This window comes from Aeribacillus sp. FSL W8-0870, from assembly GCF_037963755.1.
Lineage (GTDB): Bacteria > Bacillota > Bacilli > Bacillales > Aeribacillaceae > Aeribacillus > Aeribacillus composti.
Genome location: NZ_CP150165.1, coordinates 3,202,382 through 3,221,762 on the forward strand (window position 1 = coordinate 3,202,382; position 19,381 = coordinate 3,221,762).

At 39.2% G+C, this 19,381-nt stretch carries 18 protein-coding genes; 7 read left to right on the top strand and 11 right to left on the bottom strand.

Annotation, left to right across the window (positions count from 1 at the left end):
• Window positions 1–283 precede the first annotated feature (283 nt).
• Window positions 284–706, bottom strand: coding sequence for a CBS domain-containing protein (locus NSU02_RS15540; protein WP_063387258.1), 423 nt, complete (start codon window positions 704–706; stop codon window positions 284–286).
• Between the two features lie 158 nt (window positions 707–864).
• Between NSU02_RS15540 and NSU02_RS15545 the strand changes: the two genes are divergently transcribed.
• Together NSU02_RS15545 and NSU02_RS15550 are read left to right on the top strand one after the other, a co-directional pair.
• Window positions 865–1,284: a disulfide oxidoreductase gene (locus tag NSU02_RS15545; RefSeq protein WP_063387257.1), complete on the top strand. Its 420-nt coding sequence runs from the start codon at window positions 865–867 to the stop codon at window positions 1,282–1,284.
• Window positions 1,285–1,583: 299 nt separating this feature from the next.
• Complete coding sequence (locus NSU02_RS15550) at window positions 1,584–2,057, top strand: thioredoxin family protein (RefSeq protein ID WP_063387256.1); 474 nt, start codon at window positions 1,584–1,586, stop codon at window positions 2,055–2,057.
• A gap of 441 nt (window positions 2,058–2,498) precedes the next feature.
• On the opposite strand, the gene NSU02_RS15555 is transcribed toward NSU02_RS15550, so the two are convergent.
• Together NSU02_RS15555 and NSU02_RS15560 are read right to left on the bottom strand one after the other, a co-directional pair.
• The gene (locus tag NSU02_RS15555; RefSeq protein WP_094244595.1) at window positions 2,499–3,323 is read right to left on the bottom strand and encodes an aldo/keto reductase; all 825 of its coding nucleotides are present in this window, start codon (window positions 3,321–3,323) and stop codon (window positions 2,499–2,501) included.
• An 81-nt stretch (window positions 3,324–3,404) separates the two neighbouring features.
• Window positions 3,405–3,980, bottom strand: a complete 576-nt coding sequence (locus NSU02_RS15560) for an NAD(P)H-dependent oxidoreductase (protein ID WP_327848599.1) — start codon at window positions 3,978–3,980, stop codon at window positions 3,405–3,407.
• Window positions 3,981–4,178: 198 nt separating this feature from the next.
• On the opposite strand from NSU02_RS15560, the gene NSU02_RS15565 reads away from it, so the two are divergent.
• Window positions 4,179–4,418 (top strand): hypothetical protein, encoded by a 240-nt coding sequence (locus tag NSU02_RS15565; RefSeq protein WP_339193259.1) that lies wholly within the window; start codon window positions 4,179–4,181, stop codon window positions 4,416–4,418.
• Between the two features lie 101 nt (window positions 4,419–4,519).
• Window positions 4,520–5,137, top strand: a complete 618-nt coding sequence (locus NSU02_RS15570) for a DedA family protein (protein WP_117016936.1) — start codon at window positions 4,520–4,522, stop codon at window positions 5,135–5,137.
• 841 nt (window positions 5,138–5,978) lie between these two features.
• On the opposite strand, the gene NSU02_RS15575 is transcribed toward NSU02_RS15570, so the two are convergent.
• The 3 genes from NSU02_RS15575 to NSU02_RS15585 are packed head-to-tail and all read right to left on the bottom strand — an operon-like array spanning window position 5,979 to window position 9,177.
• Window positions 5,979–7,127 carry a thiolase family protein gene (locus NSU02_RS15575; protein ID WP_130156496.1) on the bottom strand — a complete coding sequence of 383 codons (1,149 nt, stop codon included), beginning with the start codon at window positions 7,125–7,127 and terminating at the stop codon, window positions 5,979–5,981.
• The gene (locus NSU02_RS15580; protein ID WP_339193260.1) at window positions 7,124–8,605 is read right to left on the bottom strand and encodes an AMP-binding protein; all 1,482 of its coding nucleotides are present in this window, start codon (window positions 8,603–8,605) and stop codon (window positions 7,124–7,126) included. The genes NSU02_RS15575 and NSU02_RS15580 overlap by 4 nt, the downstream gene beginning before the upstream one ends.
• 11 nt (window positions 8,606–8,616) lie before the next feature.
• The gene (locus tag NSU02_RS15585) at window positions 8,617–9,177 is read right to left on the bottom strand and encodes a biotin transporter BioY (RefSeq protein WP_063387249.1); all 561 of its coding nucleotides are present in this window, start codon (window positions 9,175–9,177) and stop codon (window positions 8,617–8,619) included.
• A gap of 480 nt (window positions 9,178–9,657) precedes the next feature.
• Here NSU02_RS15585 and yidC point away from each other — a divergent pair, with 480 nt between their 5' ends.
• Complete coding sequence (yidC, locus tag NSU02_RS15590; RefSeq protein WP_130156500.1) at window positions 9,658–10,434, top strand: membrane protein insertase YidC; 777 nt, start codon at window positions 9,658–9,660, stop codon at window positions 10,432–10,434.
• 269 nt (window positions 10,435–10,703) lie between these two features.
• On the opposite strand, the gene yhbH is transcribed toward yidC, so the two are convergent.
• Both yhbH and NSU02_RS15600 read right to left on the bottom strand, forming a co-directional pair.
• The gene (gene yhbH, locus NSU02_RS15595) at window positions 10,704–11,870 is read right to left on the bottom strand and encodes a sporulation protein YhbH (RefSeq protein ID WP_130156502.1); all 1,167 of its coding nucleotides are present in this window, start codon (window positions 11,868–11,870) and stop codon (window positions 10,704–10,706) included.
• A gap of 198 nt (window positions 11,871–12,068) precedes the next feature.
• Window positions 12,069–13,964: a PrkA family serine protein kinase gene (locus NSU02_RS15600; RefSeq protein ID WP_339193261.1), complete on the bottom strand. Its 1,896-nt coding sequence runs from the start codon at window positions 13,962–13,964 to the stop codon at window positions 12,069–12,071.
• Window positions 13,965–14,414: 450 nt separating this feature from the next.
• On the opposite strand from NSU02_RS15600, the gene NSU02_RS15605 reads away from it, so the two are divergent.
• Window positions 14,415–15,527: a glycerol dehydrogenase gene (locus NSU02_RS15605; protein WP_327863191.1), complete on the top strand. Its 1,113-nt coding sequence runs from the start codon at window positions 14,415–14,417 to the stop codon at window positions 15,525–15,527.
• A gap of 200 nt (window positions 15,528–15,727) precedes the next feature.
• Here NSU02_RS15605 and trmL read toward each other — a convergent pair whose 3' ends face one another.
• The 3 genes from trmL to queG are packed head-to-tail and all read right to left on the bottom strand — an operon-like array spanning window position 15,728 to window position 18,328.
• Window positions 15,728–16,201: a tRNA (uridine(34)/cytosine(34)/5-carboxymethylaminomethyluridine(34)-2'-O)-methyltransferase TrmL gene (gene trmL, locus NSU02_RS15610; protein ID WP_094244585.1), complete on the bottom strand. Its 474-nt coding sequence runs from the start codon at window positions 16,199–16,201 to the stop codon at window positions 15,728–15,730.
• 32 nt (window positions 16,202–16,233) lie between these two features.
• Window positions 16,234–17,154, bottom strand: coding sequence for an amidase domain-containing protein (locus NSU02_RS15615; RefSeq protein WP_339193262.1), 921 nt, complete (start codon window positions 17,152–17,154; stop codon window positions 16,234–16,236).
• A 40-nt stretch (window positions 17,155–17,194) separates the two neighbouring features.
• Window positions 17,195–18,328, bottom strand: a complete 1,134-nt coding sequence (queG, locus tag NSU02_RS15620; RefSeq protein ID WP_327848606.1) for a tRNA epoxyqueuosine(34) reductase QueG — start codon at window positions 18,326–18,328, stop codon at window positions 17,195–17,197.
• Between the two features lie 145 nt (window positions 18,329–18,473).
• Between queG and NSU02_RS15625 the strand changes: the two genes are divergently transcribed.
• A complete protein-coding gene (locus NSU02_RS15625; protein ID WP_327848482.1) occupies window positions 18,474–19,352 on the top strand; it encodes an IS982 family transposase in 879 nt (292 codons plus the stop codon).
• Window positions 19,353–19,381: the final 29 nt, after the last annotated feature.

The following is a 19,381-nucleotide window of genomic DNA, read 5'->3' on the forward strand; positions in this document are numbered from 1 at the left end:
TCCAGTTCCCCTTCTTTTTCTCTCCTGAAATATTTTATCACAAATTTTATGGAAATGAGATGATCATCCCTATTTTTAGAACTATTCGAAACAGCTTTTACATATTTTTCGCAAATGATCGTCTTTCCATTTCTCGAGTTATTTATAAATTTATGTATTATTTGTATCATTTGAAAAAAAACAAACCGAGCGACAAAGCTCTTTGCCACTGAACGGAAAAAAGAGCGCCAAACGGACGCTCTTTTTTCAGCAAGGCACTCCCATCCCGGGATTGCAAGAGGGGTTATTGAAGATCTTTTTCAGAAATGTTTGTTAATGCTTCTCCTGCCGCTTCATCAGAAGTCTTATTTGTTGCTAAATCTCCTAATGCGACCATGCCGACAACTTGATTATTTTCCACTACAGGCAACCGGCGAATTTGATTTTGTGCCATGATTTGGGCAGCTTCTTGCAGACTCGCGTCTGGACTACAGCATACAGGGTTTGTCGACATAACTTCTGCAACGGTTGTGCTTTCGTTTTTGCCCTGAGCTGTTGAGCGAAGCGTAATATCACGGTCTGTAATAATTCCTTTTAATTGTCCATTATCTGCAACAGGGATCGCACCAACATTATGCTGTCTCATTAACTGAGCAGCTTCCTGAACAGTTTGATTTGATGAAACGGAAATGACATTAGAAGACATGATATCGCGAATTTTATCCATAGTCTCACTCCTTTCGTTGATAGTTTGAACAATATGTAAAAATTTATGAATGATAATAATTCTTAGCTGATGTTTTATTGATTTCATCGCAAAATCATTTTTAATTCAGGGGAAATGTATTATAATGCCTTTAGAAAGAAAACAGAGAGGTTAGTTGGATGGATGATAAGCGAAAAGACAATTTGCTGTTGATAGGCTGGATCGCTTCTTTAATTTCTACCTTAGGAAGCCTGTATTTTTCTGAGATCATGCATTTCGAACCATGTAAATTGTGCTGGTTTCAAAGGATATTTATGTACCCGCTCGTTGTTATACTTGGAATAGCTGTAGTAAAAAAGGATTACAAAATTGCAAGCTATTCCTTAACTTTGTCCATTATGGGAGGCATGATTTCCATTTACCATTATTCTATACAAAAAATTCCTTTTTTGGGGGAACATAGCCTCGCATGCGGAAGAGTTCCTTGTACAAGCGACTACATTAATTGGTTTGGATTCGTTACAATTCCTTTCTTGGCTTTAATTGGCTTTTCAATTATTTTCCTCACAAGCTTTTTCATTTTACGGCAGAAAGGATAACGTTTCCGTTATTTTCAGATTTTTCAAGAGGCGAATGATGCAAATTCTATAGACCAGCAAACAAAACCTTTGGATTTATAGCTTTCAATTATGTTTTTTTACCCATATTAAGACTTAATCGCAATCCGGCAAGTTCATGAGGTCTTAGAAAGATAAACATTTATTTTTTGCGGTTGCCGTCATTCCCGTCATTTATGAAAATCGGTTTACATTTTTTAGTGCAAAGGAACGAAAGGAGTGAATAACGGCGATACTTTCCCCAAAATTTTTAAAATTACGGGGTCTTCTCGCCAAATTATATGAAAAAACTGCTTATATTCGGCGGAATCATTATTGTACTGTTCGCGGCACTGGCAATTGTAACAAATTTGCAAAATAAGCAAAAGGCGGAAGGAAATCCGTACAAAAAGTCGAGCCTGCATCCTGAAACCGTCAAGCTGCTGGATGATCCAAATTATCAAAACATCATACTTCCGGATGAGCTAGAAACAAAATTAAATAATCAAGAAGATGTCATTGTCTATTTTTTCAGTTCTACCTGCCCGCACTGTAAAAACACAACACCGATCTTAATGCCTTTGGCAAAAGAATTAAATGTGGATATCTACCAATACAACCTTCTTGAGTTTGAAGAGGGCTGGGATGAGTATAAAATTGATGCAACTCCAACGCTTGTCCATTATGTAAACGGAAAAGAAGCCGATCGTATCGTCGGTTCACAGGAAAAAAGCGTTTTTCGAGAAGCGCTGGAAAATTGGACAAAATCAAAATAAGGAAAACCTGTCTTTTCATGACAAACATGGAAGCTGTAAATGCCTGCTTGGCAATATGGAACAATTGTCTGTCGGAGAAAAACAAAAACTTGCACAAGAAAGTTAAAGCCGCTTTTATTTCAAAAGCGGCTTTTTGAATAATCAAATTTTGTCAATCTTAACAGGAAAAGCGGACAGAATATCCGTATCTCCAATATTTAGAAATTTTGTTCATACTGCAATAAATCGTCTTCATACGCTTGGCTCCAGCAAAATGATGAATGATTTGCAAATCACTATCGCAAAATAATCAATTTATCCGGAAAGATTTCCAAACATATTTCTTCTTCAAGCTCACAAATGTATTTCCATTGAAGCTGAAGCATTTTTTCACCTTTCAAAAGCTGCTGAACAGCATATAGGAAAGGCTTGTAGTATTACCGATTTCTTATTTCTTACCTTTTAAAAAGTATCAGGATCAGGACCTATCCGCTCATTTTTATTGAGGGAATCGATTTTTTCCATATCTTCTTGAGATAGTTCAAAATCGAAAATAGAAGCATTTTCAATAATTCGATGCTCTTTTGTCGATTTTGGAATTGTCACGACCTCATGTTGAAGATCCCAACGGAGAATCACCTGTGCGATCGTTTTATTGTATTTTTCAGCAATCTCGGCTAAAGTTTCATTATCGAGAAGCCCACCTCTCATAAGCGGGGACCAAGCTTCAAATTGAATGTTTTGCTCTTTGCAATATTTTCTAAGTTCCTCCTGTGTTAATCTTGGATGAAATTCCACCTGATTAACCATCGGTTTAATCTCCGCACTTTGCAATAAATCCTCTAAATGGTGAACATGGAAGTTGCAGACTCCAATCGCCCGAACTCTTCCGTCTTTATACAACCGTTCTAATGCCTTCCATGTTTCTTTATATTTTCCTGAAACTGGCCAGTGGATTAAATATAGATCCAAATAGTCTAATCCTAATCGATTTAGGCTGTCATCAAACGCTTTTAATGTAGAGTCGTAGCCTTGATCGTCATTCCAAACTTTTGTTGTGATAAATAGTTCTTCTCTCGGTATTCCCGATTCTTTTATCGCAATTCCGACTCCCTCTTCATTTTTATAATATGCCGCCGTATCTATGCTGCGGTAGCCCGCTTTAATTGCTGATTTTACAGCTTGAATCACTTCTTCCCCTTCATTGACTTTATATACGCCTAAACCAAACCACGGCATTTTAACACCATTATGTAAAGTCACCGTATCTTGCAAGCTTTTGACCAACCAACTCCACTCCCTTTCTAGTTTTGGTGCATCACTTCTATTATACATGATCCCTGTCAAAAAGTGAATATTTCGAAAAAATTAAATCATTTCAACAATATCTTCCACTTCCTTTAGCATCGCCTTTTTCGTATTTTCATCGACATAAGGAACCGAATAAAAAAACTTATGAGTGATTGTTTCAATCCCGCAAAAATTTAAAATACCGACATCAACGATTGTCTCCATTGATGCAATTAACTGATACGGCTTTAAATAATTTTCCGGATGAGATGTTGTTTGAAAAATAATCGCTCTTTTATTTTGCAAAAGCCCTTTTGCCCCTTCATCCGTAAACGTAAAAGCGAAGCCATTCGTGAATATTTTTTCGATATATCCTTTTAAAATAGCGGGCATGCCGTTCCACCATGTCGGATAAATAAAAATTAATTGTTTTGCCCACGAAAAATGCATTTGCTCTTCTTGTATCGCTTTGGATACGGCTGGATTGTGTTTTGTAAAGTAATCCTCTTTTAAGACAGGATTAAAGTTCATTTCATATAAATCCCGAATTCTAATTTCATGCTGCTTTTGCTGAAGTTTTTGTACAGTAGTCTGCAAGATCGCGTAATTAAAACTGTTTGGATTTGGATGGGCGTAAATAATCAGTGAATTCATAAAACTACCTCCAGACGATGTTACTTTTAGTATGAAAGTTCTTGTTAAACTTCATGCACGACAGCACATAATGAATCCCCTTTCATTTTTCATAATTTTTGAAATGGAAAATAATTATAAAATAAGGTTGAAAGTTAGTTGGAAATTGATAAAATAACAGTAATCTAAATCTTTTTTTGAAAAGGTTGGGAATACTATTTGAGTACAAAAAAAACTTGCCGTTTTATTATTCATGCAACTGGAAAAAATGGAGAAACGTATTTAGCGACCTGTCAAAACAAATGGGAAGTAAAACAATGGATTGCAGCCAATCACTCGAAAGTAAATAAAAAAGAATTGAAAATCATCGACAAACAGAAAAAACAAATAGTAGCCAAAAACATTTTCATTGTGTCCACCGTTCTACTTGTACTTTATCAGCTTTATATACTTCTTTAGGGACATCCAGTCAATTGGCTAGATTTTATTTTTGATCATTTTTTGGACAATTTCTTTAGTATAATATATAGAGAATTTGTTCTTTATTAGGAGGAACTTGAATGGAAAACTGGATTACAGAATTTATGGAGCAATATGGCTACCTCGGAATTTTTTTAATTATTGCGCTAGAAAACATTTTTCCACCGATTCCGTCCGAAATTGTCCTTCCTTTTGGCGGTTTTATGACCACTTATTCGAACTTGACAGTTCCAGGAGTTATTTTGGCGGCAACTTGCGGCTCCGTTGTCGGTGCAATCATTTTATACGGCGTCGGTCTGTTGCTAGATGTTGAGAGGTTGGAAAAAATTGTTGACCGTTGGGGATACATATTGAAAATTTCAAAAGAGGATATACATAAAGCAGACAATTGGTTTGACCGTTACGGCATATGGACTGTGTTATTTTGCCGAGTTATTCCGTTATTGCGAAGCTTAATTTCCATTCCTGCTGGAATGTCCAACATGAATTTCGTTTTATTTTTGATTTTCACTACGATCGGTTCTCTCGTATGGAATATATTTCTCGTATCGGTTGGCGCGGGATTAGGAGAAGCTTGGCCTCTCATTACCGAATACATAGACATTTATTCAAAAATCATTTATGCTGTGATCGCCGTTCTTGTATTTGCTGCAATCATCATTTGGTATTTTTTTCGATTCCGACGCTCCAAATCATAACGCTTTGCCTGAAGCGCTGAAAAATAATATATGCACGTTTTTTATACTTTTAGCTCGCCTCAATCAAACAAATACCGCTCGCAATGATGATTGAGGCTTAGCTATTCCATTCATCGCTGATAAGCGATTATTTCCACTTGTCTGGCCGAATGAATCGAGTAGGAGGGAGCGATTAACTCCCGTCCTCTCACACCACCGTACGTACGGTTCCGTATACGGCGGTTCAATTAAGATAATTGACGCAAGTCTTTATAACTTCCGTGAATAGCTGTTCTCTTTATGCCAGTGGTCACTCCACCCTCCAAGAGATCTCCCACGGGATTCACCGCTTCCTCCCTCAAGTGAGGTACTACGTTTTCTGTGTTCATCATGACTCACTGAATGCCAAGGGCTATTCTCTCTTAATTGTTCGGTCCTTCTTAGTTGTTCTAGACCAACTAATACTATGACCTCTGCTGACTTCTGACTGTTCAGCTATCTATCACTAGATAGGTTACCAAGGTTACTTGGCGTGCCAGCCAGACCTCCCCGGGTAAGAGTGTAATCTTTCCTTCCATCCATCTGCTTCATTTACTCTGTATCACCTTCGGCAGAAAGGGCTTTGTTTTGTCTTGCAAACTCACCCAGTGATACCTAGCCTCATATGAAGTTCGTGTTCCTCAGACCGGAAGTTTGCCGCTCGCTTCCTTCAGATTCCGCGTCACCACGGACACCCTTGCGTTAAGCTAACTGCTACTTCTGCCTTCGCAGCTCGGGACTTTCACCCTATAGATTACACCCATGCCGGGCGCACAAGGATATTGGAAAGCTGCTTCGAAAACGCGCTTTCCAATGATTTGTTTTATGCGTCATACAATTCAAACAATGTAGCGAGGCCCAGACCACCTGCGATTCCTAATGTTGCGATTGCCCGTTTGCCTCTCAATCTTTTCATTTCTGTGCAAAGCCTTGCAACAAGAATAGCGCCTGAAGCACCATAAGGATGTCCGATGGCAATAGCCCCTCCTCCCACATTCAGCTTTTCCAATGGGATGTTTAATTGCTTAACAGAAGCCAATACTTGAGAGGCAAAAGCTTCATTAAATTCGATTAAATCGATATCCTCCATTTGGAAGCCGGTTCGTTTCAGCAGCTGTTGCACTGCTGGAACAGGACCAATGCCTAAAAGGTTCGGATCGACACCTGCACTTGTACAATCGACAAATTTCAGAACGGGCAGAAGCCCAAGCTCTCGGCATTTTTTTTCAGACATGACAAGGACGGCACAAGCCCCGTCATTCAATGGACAAGAATTGCCAACAGTGACTGTGCCATTTTCTTTAAATATCGGCTTCATGGCACGAAGCCTTTCCAAGCTCAACCTTTTCCTTGGACATTCATCACGATCCATGCCATTTACAGGGACAATTTCACTGCTGAATCTGTCATTCTCCATCGCTTGAACCGCTTTTTGATGGCTGCTGTATGCAAACAAGTCCTGCTCTTCCCTTGAAATTTGAAACGCTTCCGCAACATTTTCCGCCGCTTCCCCCATTTCAGGATCACCGAACGACTCCGGCGAAAACCGTGCTCTCGTATAGATCTTAGGTGGCTTCATTTCATATAAAGATAAAGGTTTTTCAATTCTCCAAGGGGCAAGGCTTGTACTTTCGACTCCTCCGGCAATATAAATGTCGCCGGCTCCTGATTGGACAAGCCGGCAAGCGAGATTCACCGCTTCCAATCCTGATCCGCATTGGCGATCAACAGTAATACCCGGAACTTGATCGGGAAGCCCCGCTAAAAGGAGTGAGAGTCTAGCGATATTTCCTCCTGGACCGACCGCATTTCCTAAAATAACTTCATCAATTTCCTGCGGATCGATTCCGCTCTCGTCTACAATCGCTTTGATGACTGCAGCAGCCAGTTGTTCAGGGCGGACGTTTTTAAACATTCCCCCCATTTTTCCAATAGGCGTTCTTTTTGCCATAACAATGACAGGGATCGTCATTTTTCTTCCCCTTTCACAATGAATTCAAGTTCTTTTCGCGCAATCTTTCCGCTGGATGTATAAGGGAACTCGTCCACTTCATAAAACGTTCGCGGGCATTTATATAACGGGAGCTCAGATCGGCAATAGCGCTTTAATGCATTGAAGCTTCTATGCTGAGCTTTCTCTTTCCATTTAATAAATGCAACCGGCTTCTGCCCCCAATAATCGTCCTCTACTCCGATAACAACCGCTTCCTCAACCTCATCCCGTTCCTTCAAAACTTTTTCAATTTCTTCCGGATAAATATTTAAACCGCCGCTGATGAACATATTTTTCTCGCGTCCAACGATCGTTAGAAAACCGTTCTCGTCTAAGTACCCTAAATCACCAATTGATGCGCCGTCATCCTTCAATACATTTTTTGTTTCAATCGGGTTGTTGAAATACCCTGAAAATAATAAATTGCTGCGTACGACTACTTCCCCAACTTCATTAAAGGATGCTTCCGACCCATCTTTTTTTCTGATTGCTACTTCCACACCTGGAAAAGGAATGCCGACACTTTTTGGCGCTATTTTAAAAATTTCATCATCGACATAACTGACAAAGCTTAATTCCGATGCGCCATAAAACTCAAACAACTGTCCGTTCGGAAACTTTTCTTTTAACTGCTTTCTAGCTTCATAAGAAAGCTTTGCACCAGACGAAATGATTGTTACATTGTTCATTATGCATTTCTCTTCATTTTTCATCATTTGAAGCAAAGCTTGAATCATCGTTGGAACGCCATAAAATACAGTTGCCTCTCTCTTTAACAAAATATTGAATGTTTCCTTTTGAGAAAAAGCCGGGAGCAAATAAAAAGTCGCCCCGATATGTAAGGCGTGAACAGCCGCAAACAAGGACAACGAATGACATAAAGGGCCGGGAGCAATGATGACATCATTTTTTCCATATCCAAAAATTTGTTCTCCTACATTAAAGCTTTCCAGCCAGGATTTATGATTTCTCATATATCCTTTCGGTTTTCCAGTTGAACCTGAAGTAAAGCCGAGATAAAACAATTCTTCATCAAACTCTTCCCACTTCTCGTGATGATCCGTTTGGACATCTTTTTTTATTTCATCAATTAACATGACGTTCTCATGCTTTATTCCGGTCCTCTCCAAAAAATTGCGGCTTCCAATGCATATATCCAGCTGGCAGCTTTCCAATACATGCCGGATATCGCGCTTTTTCCATTTTGGATCAAAAGGAACAGCAATCCCGCCAAGTGTAATAACGGCAAAAAACACTTCTAAAAATTCTGAAGTGTTTCCCATTAATATGCCAACTTTTATATTTTTTTTGTTTGTCAATCGAATGAAAGCTGTTTGTATTTTTTTTATATTTTCGTACAGTTCATAATATGTAACCGTCCGTCCATTTATTTGTTGAATTGCCGGTTTTTGAGGATGTTCGTATGCAAATTGGCTAATGTTTCTCCCGATCCCCATCAGCTCACCCCTTAAGCAGCCTGTTTATTACGAGCTTTAATCAATGGATACGATTTTTGAATTCTTACTGCCAAAAATGCTGAAATCACCGCTTTTGTTAAATCTCCTGGAATATAAGCCAACGCCGATATGCTCGCACTTATCCAATTCATATTGGCAATCCAAGACAAATAAGAAATGCCGCATAAATAAACAAATAAAATACCACCAATTATATTAAATACTAACACTTTCCAAAATGCTAATTTTTCAAAATTCTTTTCAACTAAAAAACCTATTATAAAGGATGCAAAAGGCCAAGATAAAATATATCCACCGCTCGGACCAAATAATACTGCCAGCCCGCCTCTTCCGCCAGCAAGAATCGGTGCTCCGGCTCCTACAAGTAATACAAACAACAATAAACTGATAAATCCTCGTTTGGATCCTAACATTGCCCCTGCCAGCATCACACCCAATGTTTGAGCGGTGATTGGCACTGGCGTGAACGGAAGCGCAATCGGCGGTATGAGGCCGAGCACAGCAACAACAGCCGCGAACATTGATACTAATACCATATCATATAACTTCATACAAATAACTCCTTTCGAAAAAATTTTATAATCACATAATAGTTGAAATAACGATTTTTGTAAACCTGAAATTTATTTAAGTTTACATTAAAATGTTTTTTCATAAAGAAATGACAATTAGGCTTGTTCACGATACAATATTTTTATAATTGCTATTGAGGTGACTCTTGTGCCCGAACTAGAGCTGACTTTTGATACATTAATCATCGCCCTTTCACTGCAGATCTGCATACAGATCGGGCTAAACTTTTTTCATCGTTATGTCCGTACTGGTTATCAAATTTCTGCCAAAGCGAAATTTGAACAGTTCAAAAACAGCTTTTTTGACAGCATTTCAAGAGAGATCCCGTATTTCACTTTCCTTTTTCTTTCATTTCTTATAAAGAAAAGAAAGCGGAAAGAGGGACCGGACGATAAGGAGGATCATCTTTTTCCTTCCCTGTTGGAGACACATTTTGTTTATTTATAAGGAGGAAAAAGATGCGGAATATTTTGTATATCGTAGTCATGATCACTTTTGTTGCACTAACTGGATGCAGCGCTGGCAACTCAAATCAATCAGGCTTTTTCCAGCAAACATTCGTTGAACCTTTTTCAATTATTATTAAAACTTTTGCGGACTGGTTTCACGGCAGCTATGGAATCGCGATTATTTTAATTACGGTCTTGATTCGGTTGATTCTTATGCCGTTAATGCTTCGCCAATATAAAGACCAGCAAAATATGAAATTGAAAATGGAGAAAGTTATGCCGGAGATGAAGGAGCTGCAAGAAAGGTTTAAAAAGGCGAAGGATCAAGCAGAACAACAAAAAATTCAAAAGGAAATGATGGATTTCTATCGAAAGCACGACATCAATCCATTGAAAATGGGCTGCCTTCCCATTATTATTCAAATGCCGATCATCATGGGGCTGTATTATGCCATTCGCGGTTCGAAAGAAATTGCAACACATTCATTTTTATGGTTTAATCTCGGAACACCTGACCTTATTTTGACGCTTTGTGCTGCAGCTATTTATTATGTGCAATTTAAAGTTTCCATTAGAACGGTACCTGAAGATCAATTGCAAGGACCGATGAAAATGATGGGAATGCTGTCGCCGCTAATGATAGGAACAGCTTCTTTTGCTTCACCAGCTGCCTTGCCTCTTTACTGGACAGTGAGCGGATCATTCCTTATTCTGCAAACATTACTTGCGCAAAAGCTCTACTATAAACCAATAGAAAAAGAAAAAGGCCAGAACTCTGAACAGTAGAATCAGTAGCCGTACAAAAAAACCTTTTGCGAACAATATGAATAAACTAGCGAATTGATCTTTCCTCTTGCGTTAGACAGTAAAATAACCTGTCTAGCGCAGGAGGAAATTTTTTTGGTTGAAAGGGACTGTGAAAATCTTCGTGCTTATCTTCTCTCCAACATTCAAATGAATCTGCTGAAATTTTTCCTTCAAAAAATCTTTTTGAACAGCTGTTACTAGAAACTGCAAAACAAAAGAAGGAACCTATGTCAGGCCCCTTTTCACATTTAGCTGGTTTTACTTTCTTGTTTTTTAAAAAAAGTTTTCATCGCATGAAACACATCTGCTTTTTGCTTTAACACAAAATAACGGAATTTCGGATTGTTGATGTTTTTATAAGCAGACATTAAGGTGGAGTATCTGTTGTACTGGTTGACCTCGCCGTAACAAAAGATGTTGCAAATTTTCATTAGTTCTTCGACAAGCTTCACGCATCGGCTGTTATCTGAAGTTAAATTATCTCCATCGGAAAAATGGAACGGATAAATATTGTACCGGGAAGGCGAGTATTTTTCTTCAATAAGTGCTAATGCTTTTCGATAGGCAGAAGAACAAATGGTGCCTCCGCTTTCACCTTTTGAAAAAAATTCATCCTCAGTGACAACCTTTGCCTCCGTATGATGGGCAATAAATTCAATATCTACCGTTTCGTATTTCGATCTTAAAAATCTAATCATCCAAAAGAAGAAACTTCTCGCCATGTATTTTTCCCATATTCCCATAGAACCGCTCGTATCCATCATTGCAAGCACAACAGCTTTTGACTCTGGTTTTTCCACTTCGTTCCAAGTTTTAAATTTCAAATCTTCCGGATATATCGGATAAAAACTTCGTTTTCCTGCCATCGCATTTCGTTTAAATGCCGAAAGCATTGTCCGTTTTTTATCAATGTTTCCCATAAGGCCTGTACGGCGAACATCATTAAATTCTATTTTTTCAGCAATATTCTCATCCATTTCTTTTTGCTGTAAATCTGGAAGTTCAAGTTCCTGAAAGAACGCTTTTTCCAAGTCCATAATCGACACTTCAGCTTCATAATAGTCCTCTCCAGGCAAATCTCCAGCGCCTTCGCCTTTCCCAGCTGCTTGTGCATCATTTGTGCCATCCCTCGCAACAACATCGCCAATTTTACTGTCTCCCTTTCCTTGGCCGACATGTTTGTTTTTGTCATAGTTATATCGAATTTTATATTCATCAAGCGACCGTATCGGAATTTTTACTACATTTTTTCCGTTTGACATGATGATGCTTTCTTCTGAAATAAGATCAGGGAGATTATTGCGAATCGCTTCTTGCACTTTTTCTTGATGGCGAACTTGGTCATCATGGCCTTTACGATGGAGGGACCAATCCTCTCTAGAAACAACAAAGTGATGGTTCCCTTTGGATGTCATTTTTTTCCCTCCCTTAAAAAACTTGGCAATTCTTTTATTATATTCAAACGAATGGGTTCGTTTGGACAAATAAAAGATTATTCTATCATATGCTCGAACCTTCCAAAATTGACATGCTGTTGCACACCTTTTTTGATTAGAAATTTTGAAAAAAATAGCGCCCATTGGGCGAATCATGAAAGAAACCAGCTTCAATTGTCAACGATTTAGTAAACTGCCTACATAGCGAAGAAGTTCATTGGCAGATGTTGAATTGTATCCATATTCATCAATGAGTCTCGCTACAACCTCGTTAATTTTCTTTAATTGCTGTTCGTCAGGCGTTTTAGTTGACGTTGTAATTTTCACAACGTCCTTCAAATCAGCAAACAATTTTTTCTGAATAGCTTCGCGCAACCGCTCATGGGAATTGTAGTCAAAACGTTTCCCTTTTCTTGCATATGCTGAAATGCGAATCAAAATTTCTTCTCGGAAAGCTTTTTTTGCATTTTCTGAGATGCCGATTTGCTCCTCAATTGAACGCATCAATTTTTCATCCGGATTCATTTCCTCGCCTGTCAGCGGATCGCGGATTTTGCTTTTATTGCAATACGCTTCAACATTATCTAAATAGTTGTCCATTAAAGTTTTTGCCGATTCTTCATATGAATAGACAAACGCCTTTTGAACCTCTTTTTTCGCAATTTCATCGTATTCTTTCCGCGCGATGGAAATGAAATTCAAATAACGCTCACGGTCTTCTTCTGAAATCGAAGGATGCTGATATAAACCTTCTTTTAACGAACGAAGTACATCTAACGCATTAATAGAAGGCACTTCTTTCCGAATAATGGTAGAAGAAATCCGATTGATGACGTAACGAGGATCGATGCCGCTCATTCCTTCTTCCGGATATTCTTTTTTTAGCTCTTCCACATCTACAGCATTAAACCCTTCAACCAATTCTCCGTCGTAAAGCCGCATCTTTTTCACAAGATCGATATCCGATCTCTTCGGCTCCTTTAAACGGGTTAAAATAGTAAACATTGCCGCTACTCTCAATGTATGCGGAGCGATATGAACATCGGATACATCGCTTTCTTTAATCATTTTTTCGTAAATTCTTTCTTCATCGGAAACCTTTAAATTATACGGGATCGGCATGACGATAATTCGCGAATGGAGAGCCTCATTTTTTTTGTTTGAAATAAATGAACGATATTCTGTTTCATTCGTGTGAGCGACTATGAGCTCATCAGCTGAAATGAGCGCGAATCGGCCCGCTTTAAAATTTCCTTCCTGAGTTAGAGATAGCAGATGCCATAAAAATTTTTCATCACATTTCAACATCTCTTGAAATTCCATCATTCCTCTGTTTGCCTTGTTAAGCTCTCCATCAAATCGATAAGCCCTCGGATCGGATTCTGAGCCGTATTCAGCAATTGTAGAAAAATCTATACTTCCCGTTAAATCGGCAATATCCTGCGATTTTGGATCAGACGGACTGAATGTGCCGATTCCTACCCGTTTGTCTTCTGAGAAAAAAATTCGTTCAACTAAAACATCCTCAATTCTTCCGCCGTATTCTTCTTCAAGGCGCATCATATTAAGCGGAGATAAATTGCCTTCAATTCGAATGCCGTATTCTTTATAAAAGTCGTCGCGAAGATGGTGCGGAATTAAGTGCAAAGGATCTTCATGCATCGGGCAGCCTTTAATTGCATAAACTGCACCTCTATCCGTTTTCGAATATTCTTCTAATCCCTTTTTTAACAAAGTGACAAGTGTAGATTTCCCGCCGCTGACAGGACCCATTAACAACAGAATTCTTTTTCTTACATCCAGCCGCTTAGCAGCGGGATGAAAATATTCTTCCACAAGACGTTCCAATGCTTCGTCCAGTCCAAAAATTTCCTGGTTGAAAAATTTATATCGTTTTCGGCCATTAATCTCCTCAATCCCTGCATCTTTTATCATATTATAAACGCGAGAATGGGCGGATTGGGCTATCCATGGTTTTTCTTTTAATATTTCCAAATATTCAGCGAAGGTGCCTTCCCATTTTAAGCGCTCTTCCATTTCTCTATGCTTTTCGATTTTTTTCAAAATATCCATCAGGGACCTCCTCCATCGTTGGTTTGAGCACCAGATTAATACAATTTATGCGAGGATGTCCTTAAAGATGCTTTTTGATTAGCTTAATATTTGAAAATGAGTTAAAAAATTTTGACAAAATGACAAACCTTAGGGAAATTCTTTCACTCGTTGGGAATGTTAATGTATAATAAAACTAGTAATTTTTGATTACGTTGTACATATGAAGGAGGGATCTTTTTCATGAAAACTGCTTTAGTTTTAGGTGTCTGCATCACATTTTTAATTGCTATTTTCACTGCAGGATACAACGATAAACCTGGTGTCAACAAAAAATAATTTTGTGCATATTGATGATTTGTTCACAAGTAGTCCTCCCGATAATTTTGTGAAGCGATAAAGCAGGTAGGGAATTGCGGCTTGTTTTAGTTCCATGAAAATAACTCCAAAAACATAAAAGGGGTGCTAATTATGGCGGTAGAAAGAGTATTTATCAGCCCTGCAAAATATGTTCAAGGTAAAAATGTCATTACAAAAATCGCGAATTATCTTGAAGGAATTGGAAACAAGACAGTCGTGATAGCTGATGAAATAGTTTGGAAAATTGCTGGGCATACAATTGTAAACGAATTAAAAAAAGGAAATATTGCAGCCGAAGAAGTAGTTTTTAGCGGAGAAGCTTCGAGAAACGAGGTAGAAAGAATCGCGAATATTGCAAGAAAAGCAGAAGCTACTATTGTAATCGGCGTTGGTGGAGGAAAAACGTTAGATACCGCAAAAGCGGTAGCGGATGAATTAGATGCTTATATAGTGATTGTGCCGACAGCTGCTTCAACTGATGCTCCAACTAGTGCTCTTTCTGTTATATATTCTGATGACGGCGTATTTGAAAGCTACCGTTTTTATAAAAAGAATCCAGATCTTGTACTTGTCGATACGAAAATTATCGCTAATGCTCCGCCACGTTTACTTGCCTCTGGAATCGCTGATGCACTTGCAACTTGGGTGGAAGCACGCAGTGTTATAAAATCCGGAGGAAAAACGATGGCGGGCGGTATCCCTACAATTGCAGCTGAAGCAATTGCAGAAAAATGTGAACAAACTTTATTCAAGTACGGGAAGCTTGCCTATGAATCAGTAAAAGCAAAAGTGGTCACCCCTGCGTTAGAAGCGGTCGTCGAAGCAAACACGCTCCTTAGCGGACTAGGTTTTGAAAGCGGCGGTTTGGCAGCGGCTCATGCTATTCATAACGGATTTACCGCGTTAGAAGGCGAAATACATCATTTGACACACGGAGAGAAAGTGGCATTTGGTACTCTTGTCCAGCTCGCTCTCGAAGAACATTCACAACAAGAAATTGAACGCTATATTGAGCTTTATTTGAGCCTTGATTTGCCAGTCACGTTGGAGGACATTAAATTAAAAGATGCTTCACGCGAAGATATACTAAAAGTCGCTAAAGCAGCAACCGCAGAAGGGGAAACAATCCATAATGCATTCAATGTGACAGCTGATGATGTAGCAGATGCGATTTTTGCTGCTGATCAATATGCGAAAGCATATAAAGAAAAACACCGCAAATAACGTTTTGAATTGGCATTTCTTCATGGGATACCTTGTTGACTGCAAAAAAGGCCAGGCGCTTTGACAGCTCTGGCCTTTGTATTTGCTTTTTTAACCTTATGGTAGTCCGCTCCTTCTCATACTTCCTTTATATTTGAACAGAATAACCGCCAAAAATAATGTATATTTACAATCCGAAAGAAGCCCAAAACTAAAAGTGTTTAAGATAATCCATGAAAGCTTTGCTGTCTTAGCGCCTCATACACTAAAATAGCGGCAGTGTTCGACAAATTTAATGCCCGAACGTTTTCCGTCATTGGAATGCGCAAACACCGATCTTCATTTTCTGCAAGCAATTCTTTTGGAAGTCCTGTTGTTTCACGTCCAAAAATGAAGAAAATCTCTTTGGAAGGATCACTAAAATCATAGCTCGTATAATATCGTTTTCCAAATTTAGTTATATAGTAGAAATCCCCGTTCTGGTTTTGCTGAAAAAAATGGTCAAGAGAATCATAATAATGAATGTTTACAAATTCCCAATAATCAAGCCCTGCGCGTCGAAGCATTTTATCATCCGTTGAAAAACCTAAAGGACGAATTAAATGAAGGGCTGTATTAGTCGCCGCACAAGTTCTAGCAATATTTCCAGTATTTGCAGGGATTTCTGGTTGATATAAAACAACGTGTAATGCCACAATGATTCACCTCGAAAACTATTATAACATTTTTAAGAATCCTCATTATCATCAATGATATGAAAAAATTTATATTGAATGTTTTCTGTATAGGCAGTTGAGTCTTCGTACGACCAATATCTCATTCGGCTGTTGGATGTTTGGGCATTGACAAGCGGCATATCGCTTTTATCTTTTGCAACAACAAATGTTGAATGGTCAAATCTGCCGTCGCCTTGAAAATCATAACAAATCACATCCCCGGGCTTAAGCAGCTCAGGAGACGAAACTTCTTTCGCTCTAAGTCCTGTTTTCGATGTGGACAAATACAGCATCAGCGCATGAGCTACAGACCAGCTGTAGCTCCAATTATTATTCGCAAGCCACCATCCTGATGACCGGTTCGGGTAGCCTCTCATCGGCGCATCACCGGCACGTAAACATTGGGAAACATAATTTGTACAATTTACGTCAAAATAAGGATAATTCGGATTTCTGCTGTTCCACCACCGTTCCGCATATTGGACGCTTTTCAACCGATCATATTGAAAAGAAACCCGTTCATCTTTTTCTTGCCATTTTTCGTTTGTCCAATCATCCTCTTCATCTTTATGAAAACAGTCTTTTAGTTTAACTTCATCAGATATTAAATGACCTTTATTGGAAAACTTCGCTACCCGCTCTTCCCCAATTTCTTCTATATATAAAAAATCACCTTGCTTATAAAGAAGCCTGTAATCACATAAATAATCTAAAACGGTTGCCTCATCTTCGATCTGTTTCGGCCATTTTATGAGACAAGTCGCTTTCACTATTTCCGCTTTTCGTTTTGCTGCCAGCTCTTTTTTCTTTTCACACCATTCAAGCTCTGAAGATTGCTGCCGATTGTGATTGACAGATTTGTTCACTAAAAATTGCAGCTTTTCATTTATTTTTCGATAAACAGCCTGTACGTCCACATTTGTCACCACCATTTTCGTTTCTTCTATATACGTATGATGGTGACAATTAAAATCATGCTTTCAACATTTCAATTCCTTTGACAATTTCATTCTTTACTTCTTCATCTTGTTCTTTTTCCAGAGCTTTTTCTAATTCAAAAAGCACTGATTGATCTCCTATCCTTCCAATCGCCCATGCGGCGGTTCCCCGAATAATCGGTCTTGAATCTTCGTGCATCAGTTTAATTAAATCAGGCAAAGCCGTTCTATCTTTATAATGGGCTAAAGCGATGATCGCATTTCGCTGAATCGGCTTTTTTCCTCTCCATGAACCAGCTATATGGCCGAATTTTTCTTTAAACTCGCGGTTTGAAATATGAAGAAGCGGCTTTAATTTTGGTTTTGCAATTTCAGGATCCGGTTCCATTTCAGAATGGATATGGAAATCCTTTCCTTTATTTTCCGGACAAACAAGCTGACAAGTGTCACAGCCGTAAAGCCTGTTTCCGATTTTCCCACGGTATTCATCAGGCAGAAACCCTTTTGTTTGCGTTAAAAAAGCAATACATTTCTTTGAATTGAGCTGCCCGCCTTGCACGAGCGCACCAGTCGGACATGAATCGACACATATGTTGCAGGATCCGCATCGGTCTTCAATCGGGGTGTCGGAAGGAAAAGGAATATTTGTAATCATTTCGCCTAAATATACATAAGAGCCGAATTCCGGTGTAATAATCATGCAGTTTTTTCCGCTCCATCCGATACCGGCTCGCTCTGCTACGGCCCGATCCGACAGCTCCCCCGTATCGACCATCGATTTAACCTGTGCTCCGTCCACTTTTTCTAAAATAAAGCTTTCCAGCTTTTTTAACCGATCTTTTAGAATCACGTGATAGTCTGTCCCCCATGAAGCCCTGCAAAATAAACCGCGCCGCTCTTTTTTTGTACTTCTGGGAGCATTTTTCATTTTTGAAGGATATGCCAACGCTATAGAGATAATCGATTTTGCTTTTGGAAGGAGCAGCTCAGGATTTGTCCGCTTTTCGATATCAGGCTCCTCGAATCCTGACTGATATCCTAACTGCTGCTGTACAATTAGCCGCTCCTTCAATGTTTCAAAAACATCAGCACTCGCAAAACCGATTTTATCGATTCCAATTTGCTTGCTGTATTCAATAATTTCTTGTTTGAGAACTGTGAAATCCACACCGCTCCACCCCCTTTGTTTTTATTTCAAAAAATATATAAACTACCCGTGGTGCTAGATAAAATCTCGAGACATAAAAACAGCCCTTGCATGAGGATCTCCTTTAAAATGAAAGTGCGAACAAACATTCAAAAGGAGAAGTTCCATGCAAGAGCACTTTCATTTTACAATAAACCAAGCAAAAATTCAAAAGCAATATACCGCGATCTTATTCGTTGTATCAGCACAACTGTCTTGTATTCAGATGTATTTGCAACGTCGAAATCGTCATTTGTTGAAGCAAGAGGATGAGGTTATCATCGCCATTCACGTTCTTGGAAAATTGCTGGGTTTTACTTCGGAACGGGCTTGGCATCGATTTGTCATTGGAAACCTGTTCACCAAGGAAAAGTTCCTAGAGCGCTCTCGATACAACCGTCGATGCCGTTCTTTGCGTTGGGCGATCAAATGGATTCGTCACCAACTCGCCAAACGTGGACAACATCACGCTTATGCGGTAGTGGACAGCTTACCCATTGAACTCTGCCACCACGCACGAATGTATCGCGTCAAACGATTTCAAGGAATCGCAGATATTGGGTATTGTGCATCCAAAAAGATGGTTTACTATGGGTTTAAGCTTCATCTTCAGATTACCGACCAAGCGCTTCCGATGGGATATGTCCTGACCGAGGCATCCTGCCACGATCGGACAGCTGCGGAAACAGTGATGACTCAACTTCCTCATCCGTATACACTTGGCGACAAAGGATATGTGAGCCAAGCCCTGCAAAAGAAGCTGTACGATGAATACAAGATCGCTTTTTGGACGCCTGCCCGAAAAAATCAACGTGTGGTGCAATCAAAAGAATGGAAACAATGGATGAAACGAAAACGCAAAATCGTCGAAACCGCGTTCTCGGTTTTAGTGGATTCATTTCGGATCACGAAAATTCGCGCCAATTCGATCTCTGGATTTGAAACGGCGCTTGATGCCATTTTATTGGCCTATTCGCTCGTTGTTCTTGGGCTAGTTGAGCGTTGACGCTCAACTAGCACCATGGGTATAAACTA

Excerpts from the sequence above, each read along its gene's own strand:
- NSU02_RS15540 (WP_063387258.1), bottom strand. The coding sequence starts at position 706 with ATGGATAAAATTCGCGATATCATGTCTTCTAATGTCATTTCCGTTTCA.
- NSU02_RS15545 (WP_063387257.1), top strand. The coding sequence starts at position 865 with ATGGATGATAAGCGAAAAGACAATTTGCTGTTGATAGGCTGGATCGCT.
- NSU02_RS15550 (WP_063387256.1), top strand. The coding sequence starts at position 1,584 with ATGAAAAAACTGCTTATATTCGGCGGAATCATTATTGTACTGTTCGCG.
- NSU02_RS15560 (WP_327848599.1), bottom strand. The coding sequence starts at position 3,980 with ATGAATTCACTGATTATTTACGCCCATCCAAATCCAAACAGTTTTAAT.
- NSU02_RS15570 (WP_117016936.1), top strand. The coding sequence starts at position 4,520 with ATGGAAAACTGGATTACAGAATTTATGGAGCAATATGGCTACCTCGGA.
- NSU02_RS15575 (WP_130156496.1), bottom strand. The coding sequence starts at position 7,127 with ATGACGATCCCTGTCATTGTTATGGCAAAAAGAACGCCTATTGGAAAA.
- NSU02_RS15580 (WP_339193260.1), bottom strand. The coding sequence starts at position 8,605 with ATGGGGATCGGGAGAAACATTAGCCAATTTGCATACGAACATCCTCAA.
- NSU02_RS15585 (WP_063387249.1), bottom strand. The coding sequence starts at position 9,177 with ATGAAGTTATATGATATGGTATTAGTATCAATGTTCGCGGCTGTTGTT.
- yidC (WP_130156500.1), top strand. The coding sequence starts at position 9,658 with ATGCGGAATATTTTGTATATCGTAGTCATGATCACTTTTGTTGCACTA.
- yhbH (WP_130156502.1), bottom strand. The coding sequence starts at position 11,870 with ATGACATCCAAAGGGAACCATCACTTTGTTGTTTCTAGAGAGGATTGG.
- NSU02_RS15600 (WP_339193261.1), bottom strand. The coding sequence starts at position 13,964 with ATGGATATTTTGAAAAAAATCGAAAAGCATAGAGAAATGGAAGAGCGC.
- NSU02_RS15605 (WP_327863191.1), top strand. The coding sequence starts at position 14,415 with ATGGCGGTAGAAAGAGTATTTATCAGCCCTGCAAAATATGTTCAAGGT.
- NSU02_RS15615 (WP_339193262.1), bottom strand. The coding sequence starts at position 17,154 with ATGGTGGTGACAAATGTGGACGTACAGGCTGTTTATCGAAAAATAAAT.
- NSU02_RS15625 (WP_327848482.1), top strand. The coding sequence starts at position 18,474 with ATGCAAGAGCACTTTCATTTTACAATAAACCAAGCAAAAATTCAAAAG.